Origin of the sequence: Streptomyces sp. NPDC053755 (assembly GCF_040677675.1) — a bacterium.
In the GTDB taxonomy this organism is placed as follows: domain Bacteria; phylum Actinomycetota; class Actinomycetes; order Streptomycetales; family Streptomycetaceae; genus Streptomyces.
On the sequence record NZ_JBFASK010000003.1, the window covers coordinates 1 to 21089 of the forward strand.

At 73.2% G+C, this 21089-nt stretch carries 17 protein-coding genes; 5 read left to right on the top strand and 12 right to left on the bottom strand.

Annotated features, from left to right (window positions below):
* A partial coding sequence (locus tag AB0K65_RS04620; RefSeq protein ID WP_365714247.1) for a sigma-70 family RNA polymerase sigma factor occupies positions 1-269 on the top strand: 269 nt, incomplete at its 5' end.
* Between the two features lie 120 nt (positions 270-389).
* Here the strand turns inward: AB0K65_RS04620 and AB0K65_RS04625 are convergent.
* Complete coding sequence (locus tag AB0K65_RS04625; protein ID WP_365714248.1) at positions 390-1019, bottom strand: ATP-binding protein; 630 nt, start codon at positions 1017-1019, stop codon at positions 390-392.
* 117 nt (positions 1020-1136) lie between these two features.
* Between AB0K65_RS04625 and AB0K65_RS04630 the strand changes: the two genes are divergently transcribed.
* The gene (locus AB0K65_RS04630) at positions 1137-1535 is read left to right on the top strand and encodes a hypothetical protein (protein WP_365714249.1); all 399 of its coding nucleotides are present in this window, start codon (positions 1137-1139) and stop codon (positions 1533-1535) included.
* A 15-nt stretch (positions 1536-1550) separates the two neighbouring features.
* Here AB0K65_RS04630 and AB0K65_RS04635 read toward each other — a convergent pair whose 3' ends face one another.
* The 4 genes from AB0K65_RS04635 to deoC form a co-directional block, all read right to left on the bottom strand.
* The gene (locus AB0K65_RS04635; RefSeq protein ID WP_365714250.1) at positions 1551-3041 is read right to left on the bottom strand and encodes a TerD family protein; all 1491 of its coding nucleotides are present in this window, start codon (positions 3039-3041) and stop codon (positions 1551-1553) included.
* Between the two features lie 124 nt (positions 3042-3165).
* The gene (locus AB0K65_RS04640; RefSeq protein ID WP_365714251.1) at positions 3166-4056 is read right to left on the bottom strand and encodes an aldehyde dehydrogenase family protein; all 891 of its coding nucleotides are present in this window, start codon (positions 4054-4056) and stop codon (positions 3166-3168) included.
* On the bottom strand, positions 4049-5485 hold the full coding sequence (locus AB0K65_RS04645) for an aldehyde dehydrogenase family protein (RefSeq protein WP_365714252.1): 1437 nt from the start codon (positions 5483-5485) through the stop codon (positions 4049-4051). Before AB0K65_RS04645 ends, AB0K65_RS04640 begins: the two co-directional genes overlap by 8 nt.
* Before the next feature lie 6 nt (positions 5486-5491).
* On the bottom strand, positions 5492-6457 hold the full coding sequence (gene deoC, locus AB0K65_RS04650; protein ID WP_365714253.1) for a deoxyribose-phosphate aldolase: 966 nt from the start codon (positions 6455-6457) through the stop codon (positions 5492-5494).
* A 537-nt stretch (positions 6458-6994) separates the two neighbouring features.
* On the opposite strand from deoC, the gene AB0K65_RS04655 reads away from it, so the two are divergent.
* Positions 6995-7627: a PH domain-containing protein gene (locus AB0K65_RS04655; RefSeq protein ID WP_365714254.1), complete on the top strand. Its 633-nt coding sequence runs from the start codon at positions 6995-6997 to the stop codon at positions 7625-7627.
* A 76-nt stretch (positions 7628-7703) separates the two neighbouring features.
* Here the strand turns inward: AB0K65_RS04655 and AB0K65_RS04660 are convergent, their stop codons facing one another.
* The 5 genes from AB0K65_RS04660 to AB0K65_RS04680 all read right to left on the bottom strand — a co-directional run bounded on the left by AB0K65_RS04660 (position 7704) and on the right by AB0K65_RS04680 (position 15688).
* Positions 7704-10721, bottom strand: a complete 3018-nt coding sequence (locus AB0K65_RS04660) for a FlgD immunoglobulin-like domain containing protein (RefSeq protein WP_365714255.1) — start codon at positions 10719-10721, stop codon at positions 7704-7706.
* 113 nt (positions 10722-10834) lie between these two features.
* Positions 10835-12019: a hypothetical protein gene (locus AB0K65_RS04665; protein ID WP_365714256.1), complete on the bottom strand. Its 1185-nt coding sequence runs from the start codon at positions 12017-12019 to the stop codon at positions 10835-10837.
* A gap of 249 nt (positions 12020-12268) precedes the next feature.
* Entirely contained in the window at positions 12269-13921 is a 1653-nt protein-coding gene (locus AB0K65_RS04670; RefSeq protein WP_365714257.1) for a phospho-sugar mutase, read from the bottom strand.
* 288 nt (positions 13922-14209) lie between these two features.
* Positions 14210-15013 carry a purine-nucleoside phosphorylase gene (locus tag AB0K65_RS04675; protein ID WP_365714258.1) on the bottom strand — a complete coding sequence of 268 codons (804 nt, stop codon included), beginning with the start codon at positions 15011-15013 and terminating at the stop codon, positions 14210-14212.
* A 237-nt stretch (positions 15014-15250) separates the two neighbouring features.
* On the bottom strand, positions 15251-15688 hold the full coding sequence (locus tag AB0K65_RS04680) for a gamma-glutamylcyclotransferase (protein WP_365714259.1): 438 nt from the start codon (positions 15686-15688) through the stop codon (positions 15251-15253).
* Positions 15689-15869: 181 nt separating this feature from the next.
* Between AB0K65_RS04680 and AB0K65_RS04685 the strand changes: the two genes are divergently transcribed.
* Together AB0K65_RS04685 and AB0K65_RS04690 are read left to right on the top strand one after the other, a co-directional pair.
* Positions 15870-17309, top strand: a complete 1440-nt coding sequence (locus tag AB0K65_RS04685) for an NAD(P)H-quinone dehydrogenase (protein ID WP_365714260.1) — start codon at positions 15870-15872, stop codon at positions 17307-17309.
* Positions 17310-17518: 209 nt separating this feature from the next.
* Positions 17519-18484, top strand: coding sequence for a DeoR/GlpR family DNA-binding transcription regulator (locus AB0K65_RS04690; protein ID WP_365714261.1), 966 nt, complete (start codon positions 17519-17521; stop codon positions 18482-18484).
* 39 nt (positions 18485-18523) lie between these two features.
* Here the strand turns inward: AB0K65_RS04690 and AB0K65_RS04695 are convergent, their stop codons facing one another.
* Both AB0K65_RS04695 and AB0K65_RS04700 read right to left on the bottom strand, forming a co-directional pair.
* Positions 18524-19069 carry a helix-turn-helix domain-containing protein gene (locus AB0K65_RS04695; protein ID WP_365714262.1) on the bottom strand — a complete coding sequence of 182 codons (546 nt, stop codon included), beginning with the start codon at positions 19067-19069 and terminating at the stop codon, positions 18524-18526.
* Between the two features lie 253 nt (positions 19070-19322).
* Positions 19323-21077, bottom strand: coding sequence for a biotin carboxylase N-terminal domain-containing protein (locus AB0K65_RS04700; protein ID WP_365714263.1), 1755 nt, complete (start codon positions 21075-21077; stop codon positions 19323-19325).
* Positions 21078-21089 lie beyond the last annotated feature (12 nt).

Sequence of the window (21089 nt, forward strand, 5' to 3'; positions counted from 1 at the left end):
AGACGGCGGGCGACACGGACGCGATGCGCGGGACCGAGCTGCGGGCGGTGCTGTGGCAGGCCCTGGCCCGGCTGCCCGAGCTCCAGCGCACGATGCTGGTGCTGCGCTACTACGAGGGCCGTACGGATCCGGAGATCGCGGAGATCCTGGACATCAGTGTCGGCACGGTGAAGTCGAGCATCTGGCGCTCCCTGCGCCGGCTGCGCGAGGACGAGGTCCTCAGCTTCGGCCGTGACGAGGAAGAGTCCTTCGGCGAGCTGGTGGCCTGAAGGTACGGGGGGACCACGGGGGAAACACGGGGGGACACGGGGGTACGGGGGAAAGGCGCGGGTCGGACAAGCCGGGGGGGCTTGTGCGGCCCGCGTCGCGTTGTCCCGCGGGGCTGTCCGTTACCGGGCGGCCGGGGCGCGGTGCCGGCCGGCCGCCGCGGCGGCGAGTCGGCCCAGGGCCTCCTGCTTGGCGCAGGGGTGAGCGCCCAGGGCGGTCTGGCGGGCCACGATGGAGCGTTCGGCGCGCATCAGGCGCCAGCCGCGGCGCAGCAGGAACGGGACCGACTTGCGGCCCTCCCGCAGATCCCGCACCAGTCGGCGGCGGAACGTCGTCGAGGGGCGGCCCCGCAGGCACAGCGCGTCGGCGAGCACGCCCAGTTCCTCGCAGCGCGTCACGATCTCCGCGGCGAAGATGCCCTCGGCCACGAACAGCGGCGTCCGCTCGATGTCCAGCCGCTCCCGGTCCACGCGGGAGCTGGTCGCGAGGTCGTAGACGGGGACGTCCGTCCGGCCCGTACGGCACAGGTCCACGATCGCCGCGACGGCGGAGTCCGCGTCCCAGGACAGCGGTGAGTCCCAGTCGATGTCGGCGCTCCCCGCGACAAGCGGCAGCGTGGGGTCGTCGCCTTCCTTGTAGAAGTCGTCGAGGCGCAGGACGGGAAGGCCGGCGACGGCGGCGAGGGACGACTTGCCGGAGCCGGAGGGGCCCGCGAGCAGGACGACACGGGTCGGGATCGGTTGGGAACTCACGGGACACCAGTGTGAAGCATTCCCCCGTGAAGGGGACCCCCGAGGGAAGCCGTTGGTGCGAGGATCACACCTCGACTACTTTCGGTGGCCGCCCGGTCACCCCTCGGAAGGATCACGATGGCGCGTCACGCAGAACCCCGGACCCCCCGCCGCAGCGCCCTGCTCAAGGCCGGTCTCGCGGTCACGGCGGCGGGTGCGGCCCTGAGCGGCGCGGGCTCGGCGGCCCAGGCCGCCGCCCCGGTGCCGCTGCCCGTCGACTCGCTGTCCAGGACGGACACCGCCGCCGCCGGGGCGGCCGCGCTGGGCGGCGTCACCCACGGTCTGGGGCCGCTCACCCGCCTCCAGCTCGACCCGCTGGCCAACACCGGCGTCGACCCGCTCGACAACGGCCTCGGCACCCAGGTCGCCGACTTCAAGCCGGTCGGCACCCACCTCGTCACCGACCACCTGACGAAGGGCGGCGCGGTCGAGGACCTGCCGGTGGCGGGTCCGCTGACGCAGGAACTGCTCCCGTAACGCGAAGGGGCGGGCTCAGCCGCGGGAGCGGCGCAGCCAGCCCAGTGCCCTGCGGGGCTCGGGCAGCTTCGCCGGGGCGCCGGGGTTCCCGCCCCTGTGCGGCTGGACGTCCTTCAGGCGCGCGCTCCAGGGGCCCTCGCCCATGGCCACGTGGACGAGGAGCGGGCCCTCGGGCAGCGGTACGGTGTCCCGGCGTGCGCCGATCTCGTTGATGACGGAGCCTCCGGACTTCGGAAGCGTGGTGGGGTCCGCGTGCCCCGCCAGTCTGTAGAGGTAGACGACGAAATTGCTGTCGCCGCGGTAGTGGAAGGCGGCGTCGGCCGTCCCTCCCGTGTGGAGCAGGACGTCGGGGCCCCAGGACTCCACGCTGCCCTTCGTCAGACGCCGGGCCTGCGCCAGCGGCAGGATCCGCATCTCCCAGGAGCCGCTCGCCTTCAGGCGCAGGCGAAGGCACCCGTGCGCGGGGACGGAGGCGAGCACCCGGCCCCGGAAGCCCTTCTCCGTGGTGTTGACGAGGTAGGTCCCGGTGGCGTTGGACTCGTCGAGGGGCCACAGGGCCTGGTGTCCTTCGCCCTTCAGCGCCAGTTCCACCATGACGGGGCCGGGCGGCAGGTCCTTCTCGGTGATCACGTCGCTGTCCCGGCCGGTGACGGTGCGCGGCTTGAAGACCGGCCCGCACGTCCAGACCGGCGGGTCGGGCCGTGGCCCGGGCGGGGGAGGCGTCGTCGTCACGGGCGCCGGGGCGTCCGGGGCCTCCGGGGCCGACGCCCGGGCCTGTGCCCGCTCCGCGGCCAGCGCCCGGATCTGGTCCGGGGTCATGTCGAGGATCTGGTCCCGGGTCAGGCGCGAACCCTGCGCTGGTGCCTGGGACTGATCCTGGGGCGGCGCCTGGACCCCCTGAGCCGGTTCCTGAGCCGGTGACGGTGACGGTGACGGCGCCTGGGCCTGGGCTCGGGCCTGCTCCTGGGCCTGAGCGGCGGGCGGGGCCGGGTGGGAGGCCTCCTGTGGTTCCTCGCTCACGTCCACCCCGTGGTCCGCCGCCAGGCCGGTCAGCCCGTCGACGTACCCCTGGCCCACCGCGCGGAACTTCCAGCCGCCCGAGCGGCGGTACAGCTCCGCGAGGACCATCGCCGTCTCGTCGCCCGCGTCGGTCACCTCGTACGACACGACGGCCGTCCCGTCGGATCCGGACACCTCCACGGACAGCCCGCGCGCGTCCCGCAGCGCGCCCTCCTCCGTCGACACGACGAGGAGCACGCGGTCCACGGCCTCCTCGACGCCCGCCAGGTCGGCGTCGAGCGACACCGTGCCGTCCTGGCCCTCGGCGAGCCGTACCGCGCCCGACGCGTGGACGGGCGCGCCGGGGAAGACGATGTCGGCGTCCCCCCGGACCCTGCCCGTCTCCGTCACGAGCAGCGCCGCGACGTCCACCCCGCTCCGGACCGCGACGCGCAGCGCGGCCGTCGGGACGAAGGCGTTGTCTCCCTTGATCAATCCCCTCAGCATGAAGGGATCATGGGTTCGGTCGCGGGGCATGCGCAAGGCCCCCGGGCGCAGACACCCGGGGGCCTCGGCCGGCGGAGCAAGGGCGAGTGGGGAGAGTCCCGCCTGCCCCGCCCCGCCGCACGCCCTAGTAGGCGGAGCCGCTCGCGCCCAGCGAACCCGTGGGGTGCCAGACCGTCTTGGTCTCCAGGAAGGCGGTCATGCGGTCCGTGCCGGGGGACGCGGAGAAGTCCTCGGCACGGCGGCGCAGCACGCGCTTCAGGTTGTCCGCCGCGGCGATCTCCAGGTCCCGGGCCAGATCGGCGCCGGCGCCCGTCAGGTCGATCGCGTTGACGTCCTGGTGTGCCGCCAGGTGCGGGCCCATCTCCGCGGCCTTGCCGGAGAGGATGTTGACGACACCGCCCGGCAGGTCGGACGTGGCGAGCACCTCGCCCAGGGACAGGGCCGGCAGCGGAGCCTTCTCGCTCGCGATCACGACGGCCGTGTTGCCGGTCGCGATGACCGGGGCGACCACCGACACCAGGCCCAGGAACGACGACTCCTGGGGCGCCACGACGGTGACGACACCGGTGGGCTCCGGGGTGGAGAGGTTGAAGTACGGCCCCGCGACGGGGTTCGCCCCGCCCACGATCTGGCCGATCTTGTCGGTCCAGCCCGCGTACCAGACCCAGCGGTCCACGGCCGCCTCGACGACCTCCGCGGCCTTGGACTTCGACAGGCCCTCGGCGTGCGCCACCTCGTGCACGAACTGGCTCTTGCGGCCCTCCAGCATCTCGGCGACGCGGTAGAGGACCTGGCCGCGGTTGTACGCCGTCGCGCCCGACCAGCCGCCGAACGCCTTGCGCGCCGCGACGACCGCGTCACGGGCGTCTTTGCGGGAGGAGAGCGGCGCGTTGGCCAGCCACTTGCCCTTGTGGTCCTGCACTTCGTACACCCGGCCGCTCTCGCTGCGGGGGAACTTGCCCCCGACGTACAGCTTGTAGGTCTTGAAGACGCTCAGACGGTTCTGCTCAGACATCGAGGTACGCCTCCAGGCCGTGGCGGCCGCCCTCGCGGCCGAAGCCCGACTCCTTGTAGCCGCCGAAGGGCGAGGTCGGGTCGAACTTGTTGAACGTGTTGGCCCAGACGACACCCGCCCGGAGCTTGCCGGCCACGGCCAGGATCCGCGAGCCCTTCTCCGTCCAGATGCCGGCCGACAGGCCGTACTGGCTGTTGTTGGCCTTGGCGACCGCCTCGTCCGGCGTACGGAACGTCAGCACGGAGAGGACCGGGCCGAAGATCTCGTCGCGGGCGATGGTGTGCGCCTGCGTGACGTTCGTGAACAGCGTCGGGGCGAACCAGTAGCCGGACGTGGGAAGTTCGCAGGCCGGCGACCAGCGCTCGGCGCCCTCCGCCTCGCCCTTCTCCACCAGCGTGGTGATCCGGGACAGCTGCTCGGCGGAGTTGATCGCGCCGATGTCGGTGTTCTTGTCCAGCGGGTCGCCCAGCCGCAGCGTCGACAGGCGCCGCTTGAGCGCGTCGAGCAGTTCGTCCTGGATCGACTCCTGGACCAGCAGGCGCGAGCCCGCGCAGCAGACCTGGCCCTGGTTGAAGAAGATGCCGGTGACGATGCCCTCGACGGCCTGGTCGATCGGCGCGTCGTCGAAGACGATGTTCGCGCCCTTGCCGCCCAGCTCCAGCGTCAGCTTCTTGCGCGTGCCGGCGACCGAGCGGGCGATGGACTTGCCGACCGCGGTGGAGCCGGTGAAGGCCACCTTGTTCACGTCCGGGTGCTCGACGAGCGCGGCGCCGGTGTCCCCGTAGCCGGGGAGGATGTTGACGACACCCTTGGGCAGCCCGGCCTGACGGCAGATGTCCGCGAAGAACAGGGCGGACAGCGGGGTGGTCTCGGCGGGCTTCAGCACGACGGTGTTGCCGGTCGCCAGCCCCGGGGCGATCTTCCACGCCAGCATCAGCAGCGGGAAGTTCCACGGGATGACCTGGCCCGCCACGCCCAGCGGCCTCGGGTTCGCGCCGTATCCGGCGTGGTCGAGCTTGTCGGCCCAGCCGGCGTAGTAGAAGAAGTGCGCGGCGACGAGCGGGAGGTCCGCGTCGCGCGTCTCCTTGATGGGCTTGCCGTTGTCCAGGGTCTCCAGGACGGCCAGCTCGCGGCTGCGCTCCTGGATGATCCGGGCGATGCGGAAGAGGTACTTGGCGCGCTCGGAGCCGGGCAGCGCCGACCACTTCTCGAACGCCTTGCGTGCCGCCTTCACCGCGCGGTCGACGTCCTCGGCACCCGCCCGGGCGACCTCGGCGAGGACCTCCTCGGAGGAGGGCGAGACGGTCTTGAAGACCTTGCCGTCGGCCGCGTCGACGAACTCGCCGTCGATGAACAGGCCGTACGACGGGGCGATGTCGACGACCGAGCGCGACTCGGGCGCCGGTGCGTACTCGAATACAGATGCCATGATCGATCAGTCCACCGTGACGTAGTCGGGGCCGGAGTAGCGGCCGGTCGCCAGCTTCTGACGCTGCATGAGCAGGTCGTTGAGCAGGCTGGAGGCGCCGAAGCGGAACCAGTGGTTGTCCAGCCAGTCCTCGCCCACGGTCTCGTTGACGAGCACCAGGAACTTGATCGCTTCCTTGGTGTTGCGGATGCCGCCGGCCGGCTTCACGCCGATCTGCACGCCGGTCTGCGCGCGGAAGTCCCGCACCGCCTCCAGCATGAGCAGGGTGTTGGCCGGGGTGGCGTTGACCGCGACCTTGCCGGTCGAGGTCTTGATGAAGTCGGCGCCGGCCATCATCCCGAGCCAGGACGCACGGCGGATGTTGTCGTACGTGGACAGCTCGCCGGTCTCGAAGATCACCTTGAGGCGGGCGCGGTCGCCGCACGCGGCCTTGATGGCGGAGATCTGCTCGAAGACCTGCAGATAGCGGCCGGCGAGGAAGGCGCCACGGTCGATGACCATGTCGATCTCGTCGGCGCCGGCGGCGATCGCGTCGGCGGTGTCCGCGAGCTTCACGGGGAGCGCGGCGCGCCCGGCCGGGAAGGCCGTGGCCACGGAGGCGACCTTGACGTCGGAGCCCGCGACGGCGGCCTTGGCGGTGGCCACCATGTCGGGGTAGACGCAGACCGCGGCGGTCGTCGGGGTCGTACGGTCGGACGGGTCGGGATTGACGGCCTTGGCGGCGAGCGCCCGGACCTTGCCCGGGGTGTCCGCGCCTTCGAGCGTCGTCAGGTCGATCATCGAGATGGCCAGGTCGATGGCGTAGGCCTTGGCCGTGGTCTTGATCGAGCGGGTGCCGAGGGACGCGGCGCGCGCCTCCAGGCCGACGGCGTCGACGCCGGGCAGCCCGTGGAGGAAGCGGCGCAGCGCACTGTCGGACGCGGTCACGTCGGCGAAAGCGTGTGCTGCAGATGCAGTGGTGGGCATGGTCACCAGTCGAGCATATCTACGCGCGTAGCGACCTGTACAGGCCCGCCTTTGCTCCGGCCGCGAACGCCCAGGTCGCTACCGGGCGCCGTGACGGCTGTCACAAGGCGGTGCCGACCCGCGGCCTCGAGCCGACGGCCCGGCCGCCGCGGCCACCGGCGAGTCCGGTGCGACCGCCTGGGGCGAGTCCGGTACGGGTGGCGGGGGTGAGCTCGGTACGGCCGCCGGGGGGTGAGGCCGGTACGGCAGCCTCCGCAACGTCCGCCGAGTCCGCCGAGTCCGCGGCGAAGCAGGCGCGGGCGGCGCCGCCGCCGGACCCCAGCCCGTCGGCCGGCGCCGCGACGGGCGCGTGCACGGTCGGGAAGGCCGTCGGCATCGGCGCGGGCACCGCCGCCGCGCCGACGACGAGCCCCCCCCCGGGCGAAGGCAGGGTTCGGGGACGCGGAGCCGACGGCCACCGCCCCGACGGCATCGTGCTCGGGGCCGACCCGGTCGACCGAGCCGCCTGAGCCGAGCGAGGGGCGCTGAGGCAGAATCGGCGGTATGACGAGCCCCCAGCCGCCCGCCGAGCCGGCCTACGCCGACCGCGTCTTCCGTTCGCCCTTCGGGATCGCGGGCGGTGTCCTGCTGCTCGGACTCGCCGCCTGGTTCTGCGGCGACGCGATCGTCCGGGGCGAGGGCCGCACGCCGTGGGTGGCGCTGGCGGCGCTGGTCCTCCTCGTCCCGCTCGTCGTGGCCTTCACCCTGCGGCCCGCCGTCTACGCGAACGAGGACCGGCTCCGCATCCGCAACCCGTTCCGCTCCATCACGCTGCCCTGGGCCGCCGTCGCCGACGTCCGCGCCGGATACTCCAGCGAGGCCCTCACCCGGGACGGGACGAAGTACCAGCTCTGGGCCATCCCGGTCTCGCTGCGCCAGCGCAAGCGCGCCGCGCGCCGCCAGACCCGCGCCGCCCAGGACGACCCGCACGGCCGCACCTCCGTCCACGCCGACGTGAACGACGCCTCCCGGCTCGCCCCCGCCGACCAGACGGTCGCCGACCTGCGCGACCTCGCGGAGCGCTACGCCTCCCGCCCGGGCGCCCAGGGCGAGCCGCGGATCCGGTGGGCGTACGAGATCATCGCCCCGGCGGCGGCCGGTCTGCTGCTGCTCGTGATCCTGCTCGCCACGGGCTGAGGCGCCCGGCACAGCCGAGGGCCGGGTGCGCACCCGCAGGTGCGCAACCCGGCCCTCGGCGTTCGTGCCCGTCGGCTCAGGGGGCGTGGAAGCCCTGGACGTCGGCGATGAGGTCGACGCTGCCGTTGCGGTTGTAGAAGGTGACCTTGCCGTCCTTGACGGGGACGACGACGAGGTTGGGGACGGTCTGTCCCGCGGTGATGTTGAGGTTGGACGCGCTGGTGCGGGTGGTGCCGTAGGGGTAGGCGGAGACGAACGTTCCGGCCGTCGGGTTGGTGGCGGTGACGTTGAGGACGACCGCGGTGGCTCCGGTGGCGGGCACGCCGCCCTTGCCCGCGACGGTCAGGGTGACCGTTCCGCCCGGGCCGATCTTCGCCTTGGCGACGCCCGTGCCGTCCCGGGTGTCCATCACCCGCGCCGGCGTCACCGGCTCGAACCGGGAGCCGGAGCCCGTGAGGGAGTGGTACCCGGCGACGTCGGCGATGAGGTCGACGCTGCCGTTGCGGTTGTAGAAGGTGACCTTGCCGTCCTTGACGGGGACGACGACGAGGTTGGGGACGGTCTGTCCCGCGGTGATGTTGAGGTTGGACGCGCTGGTGCGGGTGGTGCCGTAGGGGTAGACGGAGACGAACGTTCCGGCCGTCGGGTTGGTGGCGGTGACGTTGAGGACGACCGCGGAGACGCCCCTCGCCGGGACACCGCCCTTGCCCGCGACGGTCAGGGTGACCGTTCCACCCGGGCCGATCTTCGCCTTGGCGACGCCCGTGCCGTCCCGGGTGTCCATCACCCGCGCCGGCGTCACCGGCTGGTACGCCCTGGAGGCCAGGGAGGCGGCGCGGGTCAGCGCGACGTCACCGGTCCGCGTGAGCGCCGGGCCCTCGCCGTCCGCCGGGACGGCCGTCAGCGTCCAGTCGTACAGTCCGTCCGGCAGCGCGGCCCCCGACGCGTCCTTGCCGTCCCACCGGGCCTGGACCACACCGCGGGCCTCGCCTCCCCCCAGGGTGTGGACGACGGTGCCGGCCGCGTCCCGGACGTCGATCCGCCAGGACGAGGCGGGCTTGGACAGCCACCAGCTGCCCGACCAGGCCGGGTCGGCGGCCTTGCGGTCCAGGACCTCGGCGGGAGGCCGGGAGTCGAGCAGCCGCAGCGGCGGCGCCGCCACCCCGACGGGTACGACGTGGACGTCCTCCGCGGCGTCCACGTAGCCGACGTGGCCGCCGAACCGGTCCACGGTCCAGCCGCGGCCCGGCACGGGGTCCGCCACGGTCCCGATGACGCGGGTCGCGCCGCCCCCGCGCAGGGGAGTCGCGGAGACCGTGTGGCCCTGGGCGTGGGCGAGGTAGCCGTCGCCGAGCAGGGCGGAGGTGTGGGCGGGCAGCGGCACGTTCGCCCCCGTGTCGACGTCCTTCACCCCGGAGGCCGTCGCGCACCTCCAGTACACGGCCGAGCCGACGGCCTGCAGCCTCGTCAGGTCGCAGCCCGCGACCTTCACCGAGCGCGTGGTCGCGCCGGTGCGGACGTCGACCGCGTCGACGACGCCGGCGGTCCTGCTCTCCACCCACAGCGTGCCGCCGTCGAGGGAGGCCAGCCGGTCCTCGATCGCACGGGAGAGGACGTTCTCGTCGGTGTCGATGTCATGGACCTTGTACGTCTTCTGCGTGCCGTCGTCCTGGGTGTACGCGACGTACCGGCCGGACGACTGGAAGTCGGACGGACGGGGGTCGGTGTCCGTCCACCGGGAGCGCTCCAGGTTCTCTCCCTCCTGGACGAACCGGATGTTGCCCGGATATCCGATCCAGAGGAGCCGGCCGTCACCGGAGGGCACGATCTTCTGGCACACCTGGCGGCAGTACCCCGGAACGTTGTTGTAGCCGTCCTGTCCGCGGTCGATCCTCGGACCCGCCGCGAGGTCACCGCCGACGGTGAGGTTCCGGGAGACGACCGCCGCCGCGTTGTACACGTCGTAGTCGTAGTTCTCCGTGCCGTGCAGGACGCCCTGCGCGACGACCAGCTGCTCCGTGCGGGTGATCCCCAGCGGGACCTCGTACAGCGGGGTGAGGACGGGGCCGGATCCGCTGTCGGGGATCCGGACCCGGTGGACCCGGTACGTTCCGTCCGCGGCCTCGACCGTCGCCAGGGCGCCGCCGTCCTGAGTGCCGAGGACCGCGTCGGCGCCGAACGCCGGGCGCGCCTCGCCGCCGTCCAGCGGGTACAGCGTGAACGGGTCGTCGCCGTCCTGGTACTTCTCGCGGACCACCGCGTGGTCGCCGAGCAGCGCCGAGGGCGACTCGGGCACGGAGATCTCCGCGACCGGCCGGGAGAGGTCGCCCTCGGTGTCCCACACCTTGAGGCGTTCGGTCCTGAAGTCGAAGTCCATGACGCGCGAGCCGACGAGCGGCGCGGAGCGGCCGGTGATGTCGTGGGCGATTCCCGTGGGGCGGACGACCAGTTCGTCGAGGTCGACCCAGCCGACCCGTCGGGCGCCGCCGACGGTGTACGAGACGAGGAACCCCTTGCCGTTGCCCTGGGTCACGTGGGCGGTGACGCTCTCGGCACCGGCCGGCGCGGTCACCGTGCGGTCCCTCAGCACGCCGTTCTCGTACGCGAGGACGTGGACGGTCTTCGCGGTCGGGTACTCGTTGGTGACGACCGTGCCGCCCTCCACATGGGCGAACGACTGGTTCGCGGGGACCGTCACGGTCCGCTCGGGAGCCGTCGGGCCGTCCTGGAAGACCACCCGCTTGGGCTCGCCCGGCGGGTCGTACACGCGGGCGATCCCGGTGCCGGTGCCGTACACCTCCGGGGCGCCCTTCGCGTCGTACCGGACGGAGGCACCGTCGCCGTACGCCACCCAGGCGTACCCCTGCCAGTCCTTGTGCAGGAAGCCGGTCGCCCCGGCGTGGACGAGCTGCCCCGGGACCCGGGACTTCTGGGCCGGGATGGTGAGCGGTGCCGTCGGCGTCGTCTCCTCCGCCGCGACCGCCGGCCCCCCGCTGAACGGTGCGAGCGTGGCGGCCGCCGCGGCGACGGCGACGGCGGTCGCCGCCAGCCTTCGGCGCGGCCGGCCCCCTGCTCCTCTCGCGCGATAGCGCACAGGGCCCCCCACTTTGGTTAAAGGATCAAAGATTCGAGGCTAGCAACGGAGGCCGACGGCCTCTCCGCTCCGCGCGTCACGAATCCGTCCCGACTGTCACAGGTCTGTGACGGTCACGGCGGCCCGTGCCAGACCAGGAGCATGTAGCCGCCCAGCCACGCCGAGGACACGGCCGCCCCCGCGAGGGCCAGGGCGGCGGTGTGGAGGCGGGCGCGGGTGAGGGCGTGGGCGAGGGGGAGCAGCAGGGGGAAGCCCGGCAGCAGGAAGCGGGCGCGCGGGAAGTACACCCCTCCGCTGCCGAGGACCACCAGCAGCAGGACCCCCGTGAAGACCAGCAGCGGCAGCGGCTGACGGTCGCCCAGGCAGAGCAGGAACAGCGCCGCCGAGCCGATCAGCACCACGGAGACCACCACCAGGAAGAGCTGGGGCTTCCGGTCGTACACCAGCAGCTCGCGCAGGGTCCGCGCGGTCACGGCTCCGCCGTCCCACTCGTTGGTCCACAGCCGCTGGACGGCGAAGTAGCCGTCCCAGCGCCCCAGGCGCAGTCCCACCCAGCCGACGTAGCCGAGCCAGCCGAGCGGCGCCGCGAGCGCCGCCGCCAGCGCCGGGCGGTTGCCGCGCCGGGCGGCGAGCAGGCCCGCCGCCGTCACCGCCGCCGCCACGGCGATGCCGGTCGGCCGGGTGAGCCCGGCGGCGACCGCGAGACCCGCGGCCCAGGCCCACCTGCCGGTGAGGACCGCGTACAGCGACCAGGCGGCCAGCGCGGTGAACAGCGACTCGGTGTACCCCATCCACTGGACGACGGCGACCGGCGCCGCTCCCCACAGCACGGCGAGGACGGTGCCCGTCCGGCGGCCGTGCAGCCGGTCGCCGACGGCGAAGACCCCCCAGGCGGCGACCAGCGAGCAGACCCCGGCGATCACCAGCGCCACGGAGGCGGGTGAGCCCGGCGCGACGGCGGCGAGCGTCCTGATCAGGGCGGGGTAGAGCGGGAAGAACGCGAGGTTGTTGCCGTACGTCCGGGTGCCGAGTTCCCGCGCGTAGCCGTCCTCGGCGATGGCGAGGTACCAGGACGAGTCCCAGGACGTGGCCAGCGTCGGCCAGACGCCGTGGCCGCGCAGGTGCGCCCAGCGGGCGAGGACGAGGAGGCCCAGGAGCCGTACGACCAGATAGCCCAGGAGCGCGGGGGCGGCGTGCCGCAGGGTGCCGCGCACCCGCTCCGGAAGGGCGTCGTGCGGCGGGTCCGGCGGCCGCCGTGAGGCGGGCACGGTGGGGCGGACGGACAGCACCGGGGGCACTGCGGCGGCTCCAGGGGTGGGCGTCGGGATACCGGGTCACCCTGGCGCGGACCACCTGATCGCGGGACGCGGGTTACGTCGGTTGCCGTACCGAATTCACCCGTACGGGAGGGAAAGGGGCGGGGTCGCACGGAGACGACGACGAGGGCCCGTACGGAGACGATTCCGTACGGGCCCTCGTGGGCGCCGCGGTGCGGAAGTCCGGAGCGGGCGCCCGGGAACCCGGGCCGCGAGTCCCCCGGTGCCGAGTCAGAGCCCGGCGGCGGCCGACAGGTCGAGCTTGATCGCGGTGAGGATCCCGGTGGCCTTCGCGCGGGCCGTGGGCAGGTCGCTCGCGGCGGTCACCGGGACCACGACCTCCAGGTAGCACTTGAGCTTGGGCTCGGTGCCGCTCGGGCGGACGATCACCCGGGCCTTGTGGTCGCCGTCCAGGTAGTAGCGCAGTCCGTCCGTCGGGGGCAGCGACTCCGTGCCCTTCGTCAGGTCCTCCGCCCGCGTCACCGTCAGACCGGCCAGCGAGACCGGCGGCCGCTCGCGCAGCGCGCTCATCGCGTTCGCGATGACGCTCAGGTCCTCCACGCGGACCGACAGCTGGTCCGTGGCGTGCAGTCCGTGCGCCACCGCCAGGTCGTCCAGGAGGTCCGTCAGCGTGCGGCCCTTCTCCTTCAGCTCCGAGGCCAGCTCGGCGACCATCAGCGCGGCGGTGATGCCGTCCTTGTCGCGGACGCCCTCGGGGTCGACGCAGTAGCCCAGCGCCTCCTCGTAGCCGTACCGCAGGCCGTCGACGCGGGCGATCCACTTGAATCCGGTCAGCGTCTCCTCGTGGCCGACCCCGGCGGCCTCGGCGATGCGGCCGAGCAGCGAGGACGACACGATCGACTCGGCGAAGACGCCCCGCGCGCCCTTGTCGGCGAGGTGCGCGGCGAGCAGCGAGCCCACCTCGTCGCCCCGCAGCATCCGCCAGCCGCCCTCGACGGCGGCGTCCGGCACCGCCACCGCGCAGCGGTCGGCGTCCGGGTCGTTGGCGATCACGATGTCGGGTCCCACGGCGCGGGCCGCCTCGAAGGCGAGGTCCATGGCCCCCGGCTCCTCCGGGTTGGGGAAGGCGACCGTCGGGAACGCCGGGTCCGGTTCGGCCTGCTCGGCGACGAGCGCCGGCGGCGGGAAGCCGGCCCGCGCGAAGGCGGCCGTCAGGACGTCCTTGCCGACGCCGTGCATGGCGGTGTAGACGGTCCGCACGGTCCGGGCCGTCCCAGGGGTCAGGACGGCCTCCGTACGGTCCAGGTAGGCCTCCAGGACCTCGTCGCCGAGGGTCTCCCAGCCGGACTCCGGGCGCGGTACGTCGGCGAGCGAGCGCACCGCGGCGATCCGGGCCGCGATCTCGGCGTCCGCGGGCGGCACGATCTGCGAGCCGTCACCGAGGTAGACCTTGTAGCCGTTGTCCCGCGGCGGGTTGTGGCTCGCGGTCACCTCGACACCCGCGACGGCGCCCAGGTGCCTTATGGCGAACGCGAGGACCGGCGTCGGCAGGGGGCGCGGGAGCAGGGCCGCGCGCAGGCCGGCGCCGGTCATGACGGCGGCGGTGTCGCGGGCGAAGTCGGCCGACTTGTAGCGGGCGTCGTAGCCGATGACGACGAGTCCGCCCGTGCGGCCCTCAGCCTTGAGGTAGGCCGCGAGTCCGGCGGCGGCCCGGATGACGACCGAGCGGTTCATCCGCATCGGGCCGGCGCCCAGTTCGCCGCGGAGCCCGGCGGTGCCGAACTGCAGCGTGCCGGCGAACCGGGCGGCGAGCTCGTCGGTCTCACCGGCCGCGACGAGCCGGGAAAGCTCCTCGCGGGTCTCGTTGTCGGGGTCCTCGGCGAGCCAGGCCTTGGCCCGGGCGAGGAGGTCGTCCTGCGTCACGGTGGGTGCCTTTCGGAGGGTGCGGGCGGGAGGGCGCGGGCGGGTTCTCTTCCCCGGCCCGGCCCCTCCCGGACGAGCCGCGCGACGGGCGGTGGGCTCCCCGGGGGCGTCCCGCCGATCCTGCCGGACGCGCGGCCGCTTGGGCCCGATCGGCGGAAGACCCCCCGGGCGGACCCCCGTACGGCCCGCGCCCGCGCGTCCCGCCGGGCCTCCGCGCCGGCGAGGGCGCGGGAGACGTCGGGCGGAGGGCGGGGCGGGTCCCGTCGCGGGGAGTGCGGGGTGCGGCCGTCAGATGCGGTCGAGCACCCGGGTGAGCAGCTCGCCCATGCGGGCGGCGGAGTCGCGGCCGGCCTGGAGGACCTCCTCGTGGTTCAGGGGCTCGCCCGAGAGGCCCGCCGCCAGGTTGGTGACCAGGGAGATGCCCAGGACCTCGGCGCCGGCCTCGCGGGCCGCGATGGCCTCCAGGACCGTGGACATGCCGACCAGGTCGCCGCCCATGACGCGGACCATGTTGATCTCGGCCGGGGTCTCGTAGTGCGGCCCGGGGAACTGGACGTAGACGCCCTCTTCCAGGGTCTCGTCGATCTCCTGGCAGAGCGCGCGCAGCCGCGGCGAGTACAGGTCGGTGAGGTCCACGAAGTTCGCGCCGACGATCGGGGAGGCGGCCGTCAGGTTGATGTGGTCGCTGATCAGGACCGGCTGGCCGGGGCGCATGCCCTCGCGCAGGCCGCCGCAGCCGTTGGTCAGGACGACGGTCCGGCAGCCGGCGGCGACGGCGGTGCGCACACCGTGGGCGACGGAGGCGACGCCCCGGCCCTCGTAGAAGTGGGTGCGGCCGAGGAAGACCAGCACGCGCTTCTCGCCGATCTTGTACGAGCGGACCGTGCCGCCGTGGCCCTCGACGGCCGGCGGCGGGAAGCCGGGCAGCTCGGTGACCGGGAACTCGGCCTGCGGTGCGCCGAGCGCGTCGACGGCGGGCGCCCAGCCGGAACCCATCACCAGGGCGACGTCGTGGTTCTCGGTGCCGGTCAGCTCGCGAAGGCGCGCGGCAGCGGCCTCGGCGGCCTCGTACGGGGTGGCAGTTGCGTTCACTGACTCTCTCGCCTCGGGGAGGGGGTGTCCGAGGAGCGCCCCGGACGGATTTCATACGCGCAGAAGCGTAGCCCGAGAATTCCTACGCGCGTAGATGACGATGCGGACGGACATGCGATCGTTGTCTTGTCGTTTCCGACGAACGCTGTGGCCTCCGGCACCCGGCGGTCTGCCGGAAGGGCTCGGGACCGCGCCTGTGACCAGGCCCTTCGTGGCGGCGGCGCGCCTCGGCGGCCGTCAGCAGGGCCGCTTGCGCAGCTCCATCACGTAGTCGTGCGGCGCGCCCGCCGACTCCGCCGCGTCGGCGATCTCGCCGAGGTACCGCGCGGACGGCAGACCGCCCTCGTACGCGTTGAGGACGTACACCCACGCGGCCTCCTCGCCGTCCAGGGTGTGCACCCGCACCCGCATGCGGCGGTAGATGTCGAGACCCACGCCCTCCCACCGGTCCATCGAGTCCTCGTCCATCGGCGCGATGTCGTACAGCGCGATGAAGACCTGGGAACGCGGTGCCTCCACGATCGTGGCCAGCGCGCCCTCCCAGCCCATCTGCTCGCCGCCGAAGGTGAGCCGCCAGCCGTTGAGCCAGCCGGTGCCGCGCAGCGGGGAGTGCGGGGCGCGGCGGGTCATGAGCCGCGCGTCGAGGTTGCCGGCGTACGCGGCGTAGAGCGACATGGGGTCGAGGGTACGGGAGGGGGAGGGGTGATCGCGGAAGCCCGTGGTGGGGGCCGTGACGGGGGCTGTTCGGAGGCCCCGGCGAGTGCACCCTTGAAGCGTGCGGGACAATGGGGTACGCACTGCACGCAGCCCCACGGGGTCACCCCCCGGCAGAACGAGAGCGCGAGGCGTAACCCACGTGACCCGGATCGTGATCATCGGTGGCGGACCCGGCGGATACGAGGCGGCCCTGGTGGGCGCCCAACTCGGCGCGGAGGTGACCGTCGTCGACTGCGACGGCCTCGGCGGCGCGTCCGTCCTGACCGACTGTGTCCCCTCGAAGACCCTCATCGCCACGGCCGAGGTGATGACCACCTTCGACTCCTCGTACGAGGAGCTGGGCATCATCGTGGCCGACGACACCCCGCACGTGGAGCAGGCCGCCCGCGTCGTCGGCGTCGACCTCGGGAAGGTCAACCGCCGGGTGAAGCGCCTGGCGCTCGCCCAGTCCCACGACATCACCGCCTCCGTCACCCGGGCCGGCGCCCGGGTGCTGCGCGGCCGTGGCCGGCTGTCGGGCCGGCAGGCCGTGGACGGTTCCCGCCAGGTGATCGTCACCGCCGCCGACGGCAAGGAGGAGGCGCTCACCGCCGACGCCGTGCTGATCGCGACCGGCGGTCACCCGCGCGAGCTGCCCGACGCGCAGCCCGACGGCGAGCGGATCCTGAACTGGACCCAGGTCTACGACCTCAAGGAGCTGCCCGAGGAGCTGATCGTGGTCGGCTCCGGTGTCACCGGCGCCGAGTTCGCCGGTGCCTACCAGGCCCTCGGCTCCCGGGTCACGCTCGTCTCCTCGCGCGACCGCGTGCTGCCCGGTGAGGACCCGGACGCCGCGGCCGTCCTGGAGGACGTCTTCCGCCGTCGCGGCATGAACGTCATGGCCCGCTCCCGCGCCGAGTCCGCCAAGCGGGTCGGCGACCGGGTGGAGGTCACGCTGGCCGACGGCCGGGTCATCTCCGGCACCCACTGCCTCATGGCGGTCGGCGCCATCCCGAACTCGGCCGGAATGGGACTGGAGGAGGCCGGGGTCCGGCTGAAGGACTCGGGCCACATCTGGACCGACAAGGTCTCCCGCACCTCCGCCCCGGGCGTCTACGCCGCGGGCGACGTGACCGGCGTCTTCGCGCTCGCCTCGGTGGCGGCCATGCAGGGACGGATCGCGATGTACCACTTCCTCGGCGACGCGGTGGCCCCGCTGAACCTGAAGACGGTCTCCTCGAACGTCTTCACCGACCCGGAGATCGCCACCGTCGGCTACACCCAGGCGGACGTGGACGCGGGCAAGATCGACGCCCGGGTCGTCAAGCTGCCGCTGCTGCGCAACCCCCGCGCGAAGATGCAGGGCATCCGGGACGGCTTCGTCAAGATCTTCTGCCGTCCGGGCACGGGGATCGTGGTCGGCGGCTGTGTCGTCGCCCCGAAGGCGAGCGAACTGATCCATCCGATCTCGATCGCGGTCGACAACAATCTGACCGTCGAGCAGATCGCGAACGCCTTCACCGTGTACCCGTCCCTGTCGGGCTCGATCGCCGAAGTGGCACGGCAGTTGCAGACCCGAAAGGCGACGGGCGAGGCCTAGCCGGCGCTCCCCGCCGGGGCGGCAACCCGCCCCGGCCGGGGAGAGGGGGACAATCCCCGGCAACCCCCGGCTAACCGGGGGCCACTCCTCGCGCTCCGTGATCAACGACGGGACTTCCCATATCACTTGGGGGTCCCGTCTGTGCGCATCTTCTGCAATTCGGCGCATAGTGCTGAAAAGTATCGGCCGCTCAGGTTACTGTCAGTTTCGTGTTCGCTGCAGAACGTCGTCAGTTGATCCTCGAAATGGTGCGCGCCAACGGGGCCGTGTCGCTCCGTGAGCTCGCCCGCGTCGTCCAGACCTCAGAAGTGACCGTACGGCGAGACGTGCGGGCACTGGAGGCAGAAGGACTCCTCGACCGCCGGCACGGCGGTGCGGTACTACCGGGCGGTTTCACGCGAGAGTCCGGCTTCCCGCAAAAGTCCCATCTCGCGACCGCGGAGAAAACGGCCATCGCCGACGTCGCCGCGAGCCTGGTCGAAGAGGGCGAGGCCATCGTCGTCGGCGCCGGGACGACCACGCAGGAGCTGGCCCGCCGGCTCGCCCGCGTGCCCGGTCTGACCGTGGTCACCAACTCGCTGCTCGTCGCCCAGGCCCTCGCCCACGCCAACCGGGTCGAGGTCGTCATGACCGGCGGCACGCTGCGCGGCTCGAACTACGCGCTGGTGGGCAGCGGGGCCGAGCAGTCGCTCCAGGGCCTCCGGGTCTCCCGGGCCTTCCTCTCCGGAAGCGGACTGACCGCCGAGCGCGGCCTGTCCACGTCCAACATGCTCTCCGCGAGCGTGGACCGGGCCCTCGTGCAGGCGGCGGCGGAGGTGGTGGTCCTCGCCGACCACACCAAGCTCGGCACCGACACGATGTTCCAGACGGTGCCGACCGACGTGATCACCCGGCTGGTGACCGACGAGCCGCCGGCGCATGACGACCGGGCCGCGACGGAACTCCAGGCGCTCGCCGACCAGGGTGTCCAGATCGCGGTGGCGGGCACGGGCGCGGCTCCGGGCGCGGGGAGCGACCCCGTCCCCCCGGGCAGCGGCCGCCCTCGTCGTGACGTGCCCCTTCCCGGGCAGCGCGGCCGCTACCCCGCCGGGCAGTTCCGTGGCGCGGCCGCGATGGCCGCCGAGCCGCTCGGCCCCGAGAGGACGGCCCGCGTCGCGGACATGCGGCGCCGCTGAGCACCCGGCCGGGCGGAGGGAGACCCGCCCGCACCCGGGTCACCGTTCGAGGCCCCGCAGGGTCAGCGTGAGCAGCCGGTCCGCCAGGTCCTCGTCGTCGGGGGACTGCTCGGCGGCCAGGGCGATCGCCTTGGTGAGCTGCATCAGATCGCCGATCGACACGTCGTCGCGGACCGAACCCGCGTGCCGAGCCCGGTCGAGCAGGCGCTCTCCCGCCGTCCGCAAGGGGGCGCTGCACTGCGCGAGCGCCGAACTCTCGTCGTACGAAGCCGACATGAGCGCCCGCGCGAGGCCGCGGTACTCACCCGCATGGGTGATGAGGGCGCGCAGCCACTCCACGAGCGCCCGGCACGGGTCCTCCGCCTGGGCGAGGTCGCGCGAGCGCTGGACGAGCGTGGCCAGCGCCTCCTGGAAGACCGCGTTCACCAGGGCGTCACGGTTCGGGAAGTGCCGGTAGAGGGTGCCGATGCCGACTCCGGCGCGGCGGGCCACCTCCTCCAGGGAGGCGTCCGTGCCGTGCTCGGCGAAGGCGGCGCGGGCCTCGCCCAGCAGCCGCTCGTGATTGCGGCGCGCGTCGGCCCGCATGTGTCCTCCCCCGGTTCCGTCCAGCCGCGCCCCGTCGGGCCGTATCCCGTCGAGGCGTACCCCGGGACCGTATCCTCCGGGCGGATCGCTTCGGGCCGTGCACGGACGTCCCGTTCACGGCGGTCCGCGTACGACCGTACGTGCGCGGCCGCCGGTCGACGACCCTACGCGCGCGTCCGCCCGCACACGTCGGCGAAGGGCCCGCGGGCGGCGTGCGCCCGCGGGCCCTTCGTTACGTCACCTGTGCGCCCGGTCAGTCCTTGATCTCGCAGATGGGGGCGCCGGAGGTGACGGAGGCGCCGACCTCGGCGGAGAGTCCCTTGACGGTGCCCGAGCGGTGGGCGTTGAGGGGCTGCTCCATCTTCATGGCCTCCAGGACGACGATGAGGTCGCCCTCCTTGACCTCCTGGCCCTCCTCGACGGCCACCTTGACGATGGTGCCCTGCATCGGGGAGGCGAGGGTGTCACCGGAAGCGGTCGGGCCGGACTTCTTCGCGGCGCGGCGCTTCGGCTTGGCGCCCGCGGCCAGACCCGTGCGGGCCAGCGTCATGCCCAGGGAGGACGGCAGGGAGACCTCGAGGCGCTTGCCGCCGACCTCGACGACGATCGTCTCGCGGCCGGACTCGTCCTCTTCCGCGTCGGCGCCGGCGGGAGCGAACGGCTTGATCTCGTTGACGAACTCCGTCTCGATCCACCGGGTGTGGACGCGGAACGGGTCGCTGGTGAACGCGGGGTCGACCACCACGGCCTGGTGGAACGGGATGGCGGTGGCCATGCCCTCGACCGTGAACTCGGCCAGCGCGCGGGCCGCGCGCTGCAGGGCCTGCTCACGGGTGGCGCCCGTGACGATCAGCTTGGCGAGCAGCGAGTCCCACGCCGGGCCGATCACCGAGCCCGACTCGACACCGGCGTCCAGACGGACACCGGGGCCGGTGGGCGGGTTGAAGACGGTGACGGTGCCGGGGGCGGGCAGGAAGTTGCGGCCCGGGTCCTCGCCGTTGATCCGGAACTCGAACGAGTGACCGCGCATCGGCGGGTCGTCGTAGCCCAGGGCCTCGCCGTCGGCGATGCGGAACATCTCCCGCACGAGGTCGATCCCGGTGACCTCCTCGGTGACGGGGTGCTCGACCTGGAGACGGGTGTTGACCTCCAGGAAGGAGATCGTGCCGTCGGTGCCGACGAGGAACTCCACCGTTCCGGCGCCGACGTAGCCGGCCTCCTTGAGGATCGCCTTCGACGCCGCGTACAGCTCGGCGTTCTGCTCCTCGGTCAGGAACGGGGCGGGGGCCTCCTCCACGAGCTTCTGGTGGCGTCGCTGGAGGGAGCAGTCGCGGGTCGAGACGACGACGACGTTGCCGTGGGAGTCGGCCAGGCACTGGGTCTCGACGTGCCGGGGCTTGTCGAGGTAGCGCTCGACGAAGCACTCGCCGCGGCCGAAGGCGGCCACCGCCTCACGGACGGCGGAGTCGTACAGCTCGGGGACTTCCTCGAGGGTGCGGGCGACCTTCAGGCCGCGGCCGCCACCGCCGAAGGCGGCCTTGATGGCGATCGGCAGACCGTGCTCGCGGGCGAAGGCGACGACCTCGTCCGCGTCGGCGACCGGGTCGGGGGTGCCCGCCACCAGCGGGGCGCCGGCACGCTGCGCGATGTGCCGGGCGGCGACCTTGTCGCCGAGGTCGCGGATGGCCTGCGGCGGCGGGCCGATCCAGGTCAGGCCCGCGTCGAGCACGGCCTGGGCGAATTCGGCGTTCTCGGAGAGGAAGCCGTAACCGGGGTGGATCGCGTCCGCCCCGGAGTCCTTGGCCGCCTGCAGCACCTTGGCCATGTCGAGATAACTGGCGGCCGGGGTGTCACCGCCCAGAGCGAACGCCTCGTCGGCCGCGCGGACGTGCAGAGCGTCCCGGTCCGGATCGGCGTAGACGGCTACGCTCGCGATCCCGGCGTCCCGGCACGCCCTGGCGACGCGGACAGCGATTTCGCCACGGTTGGCGATGAGCACCTTGCGCACGATGGCTCCCTC

Excerpts from the sequence above, each read along its gene's own strand:
- AB0K65_RS04630 (WP_365714249.1), top strand. The coding sequence starts at position 1,137 with ATGGCGCGTCACGCAGAACCCCGGACCCCCCGCCGCAGCGCCCTGCTC.
- AB0K65_RS04635 (WP_365714250.1), bottom strand. The coding sequence starts at position 3,041 with ATGCTGAGGGGATTGATCAAGGGAGACAACGCCTTCGTCCCGACGGCC.
- AB0K65_RS04640 (WP_365714251.1), bottom strand. The coding sequence starts at position 4,056 with ATGTCTGAGCAGAACCGTCTGAGCGTCTTCAAGACCTACAAGCTGTAC.
- AB0K65_RS04645 (WP_365714252.1), bottom strand. The coding sequence starts at position 5,485 with ATGGCATCTGTATTCGAGTACGCACCGGCGCCCGAGTCGCGCTCGGTC.
- AB0K65_RS04655 (WP_365714254.1), top strand. The coding sequence starts at position 6,995 with ATGACGAGCCCCCAGCCGCCCGCCGAGCCGGCCTACGCCGACCGCGTC.
- AB0K65_RS04680 (WP_365714259.1), bottom strand. The coding sequence starts at position 15,688 with ATGTCGCTCTACGCCGCGTACGCCGGCAACCTCGACGCGCGGCTCATG.
- AB0K65_RS04695 (WP_365714262.1), bottom strand. The coding sequence starts at position 19,069 with ATGCGGGCCGACGCGCGCCGCAATCACGAGCGGCTGCTGGGCGAGGCC.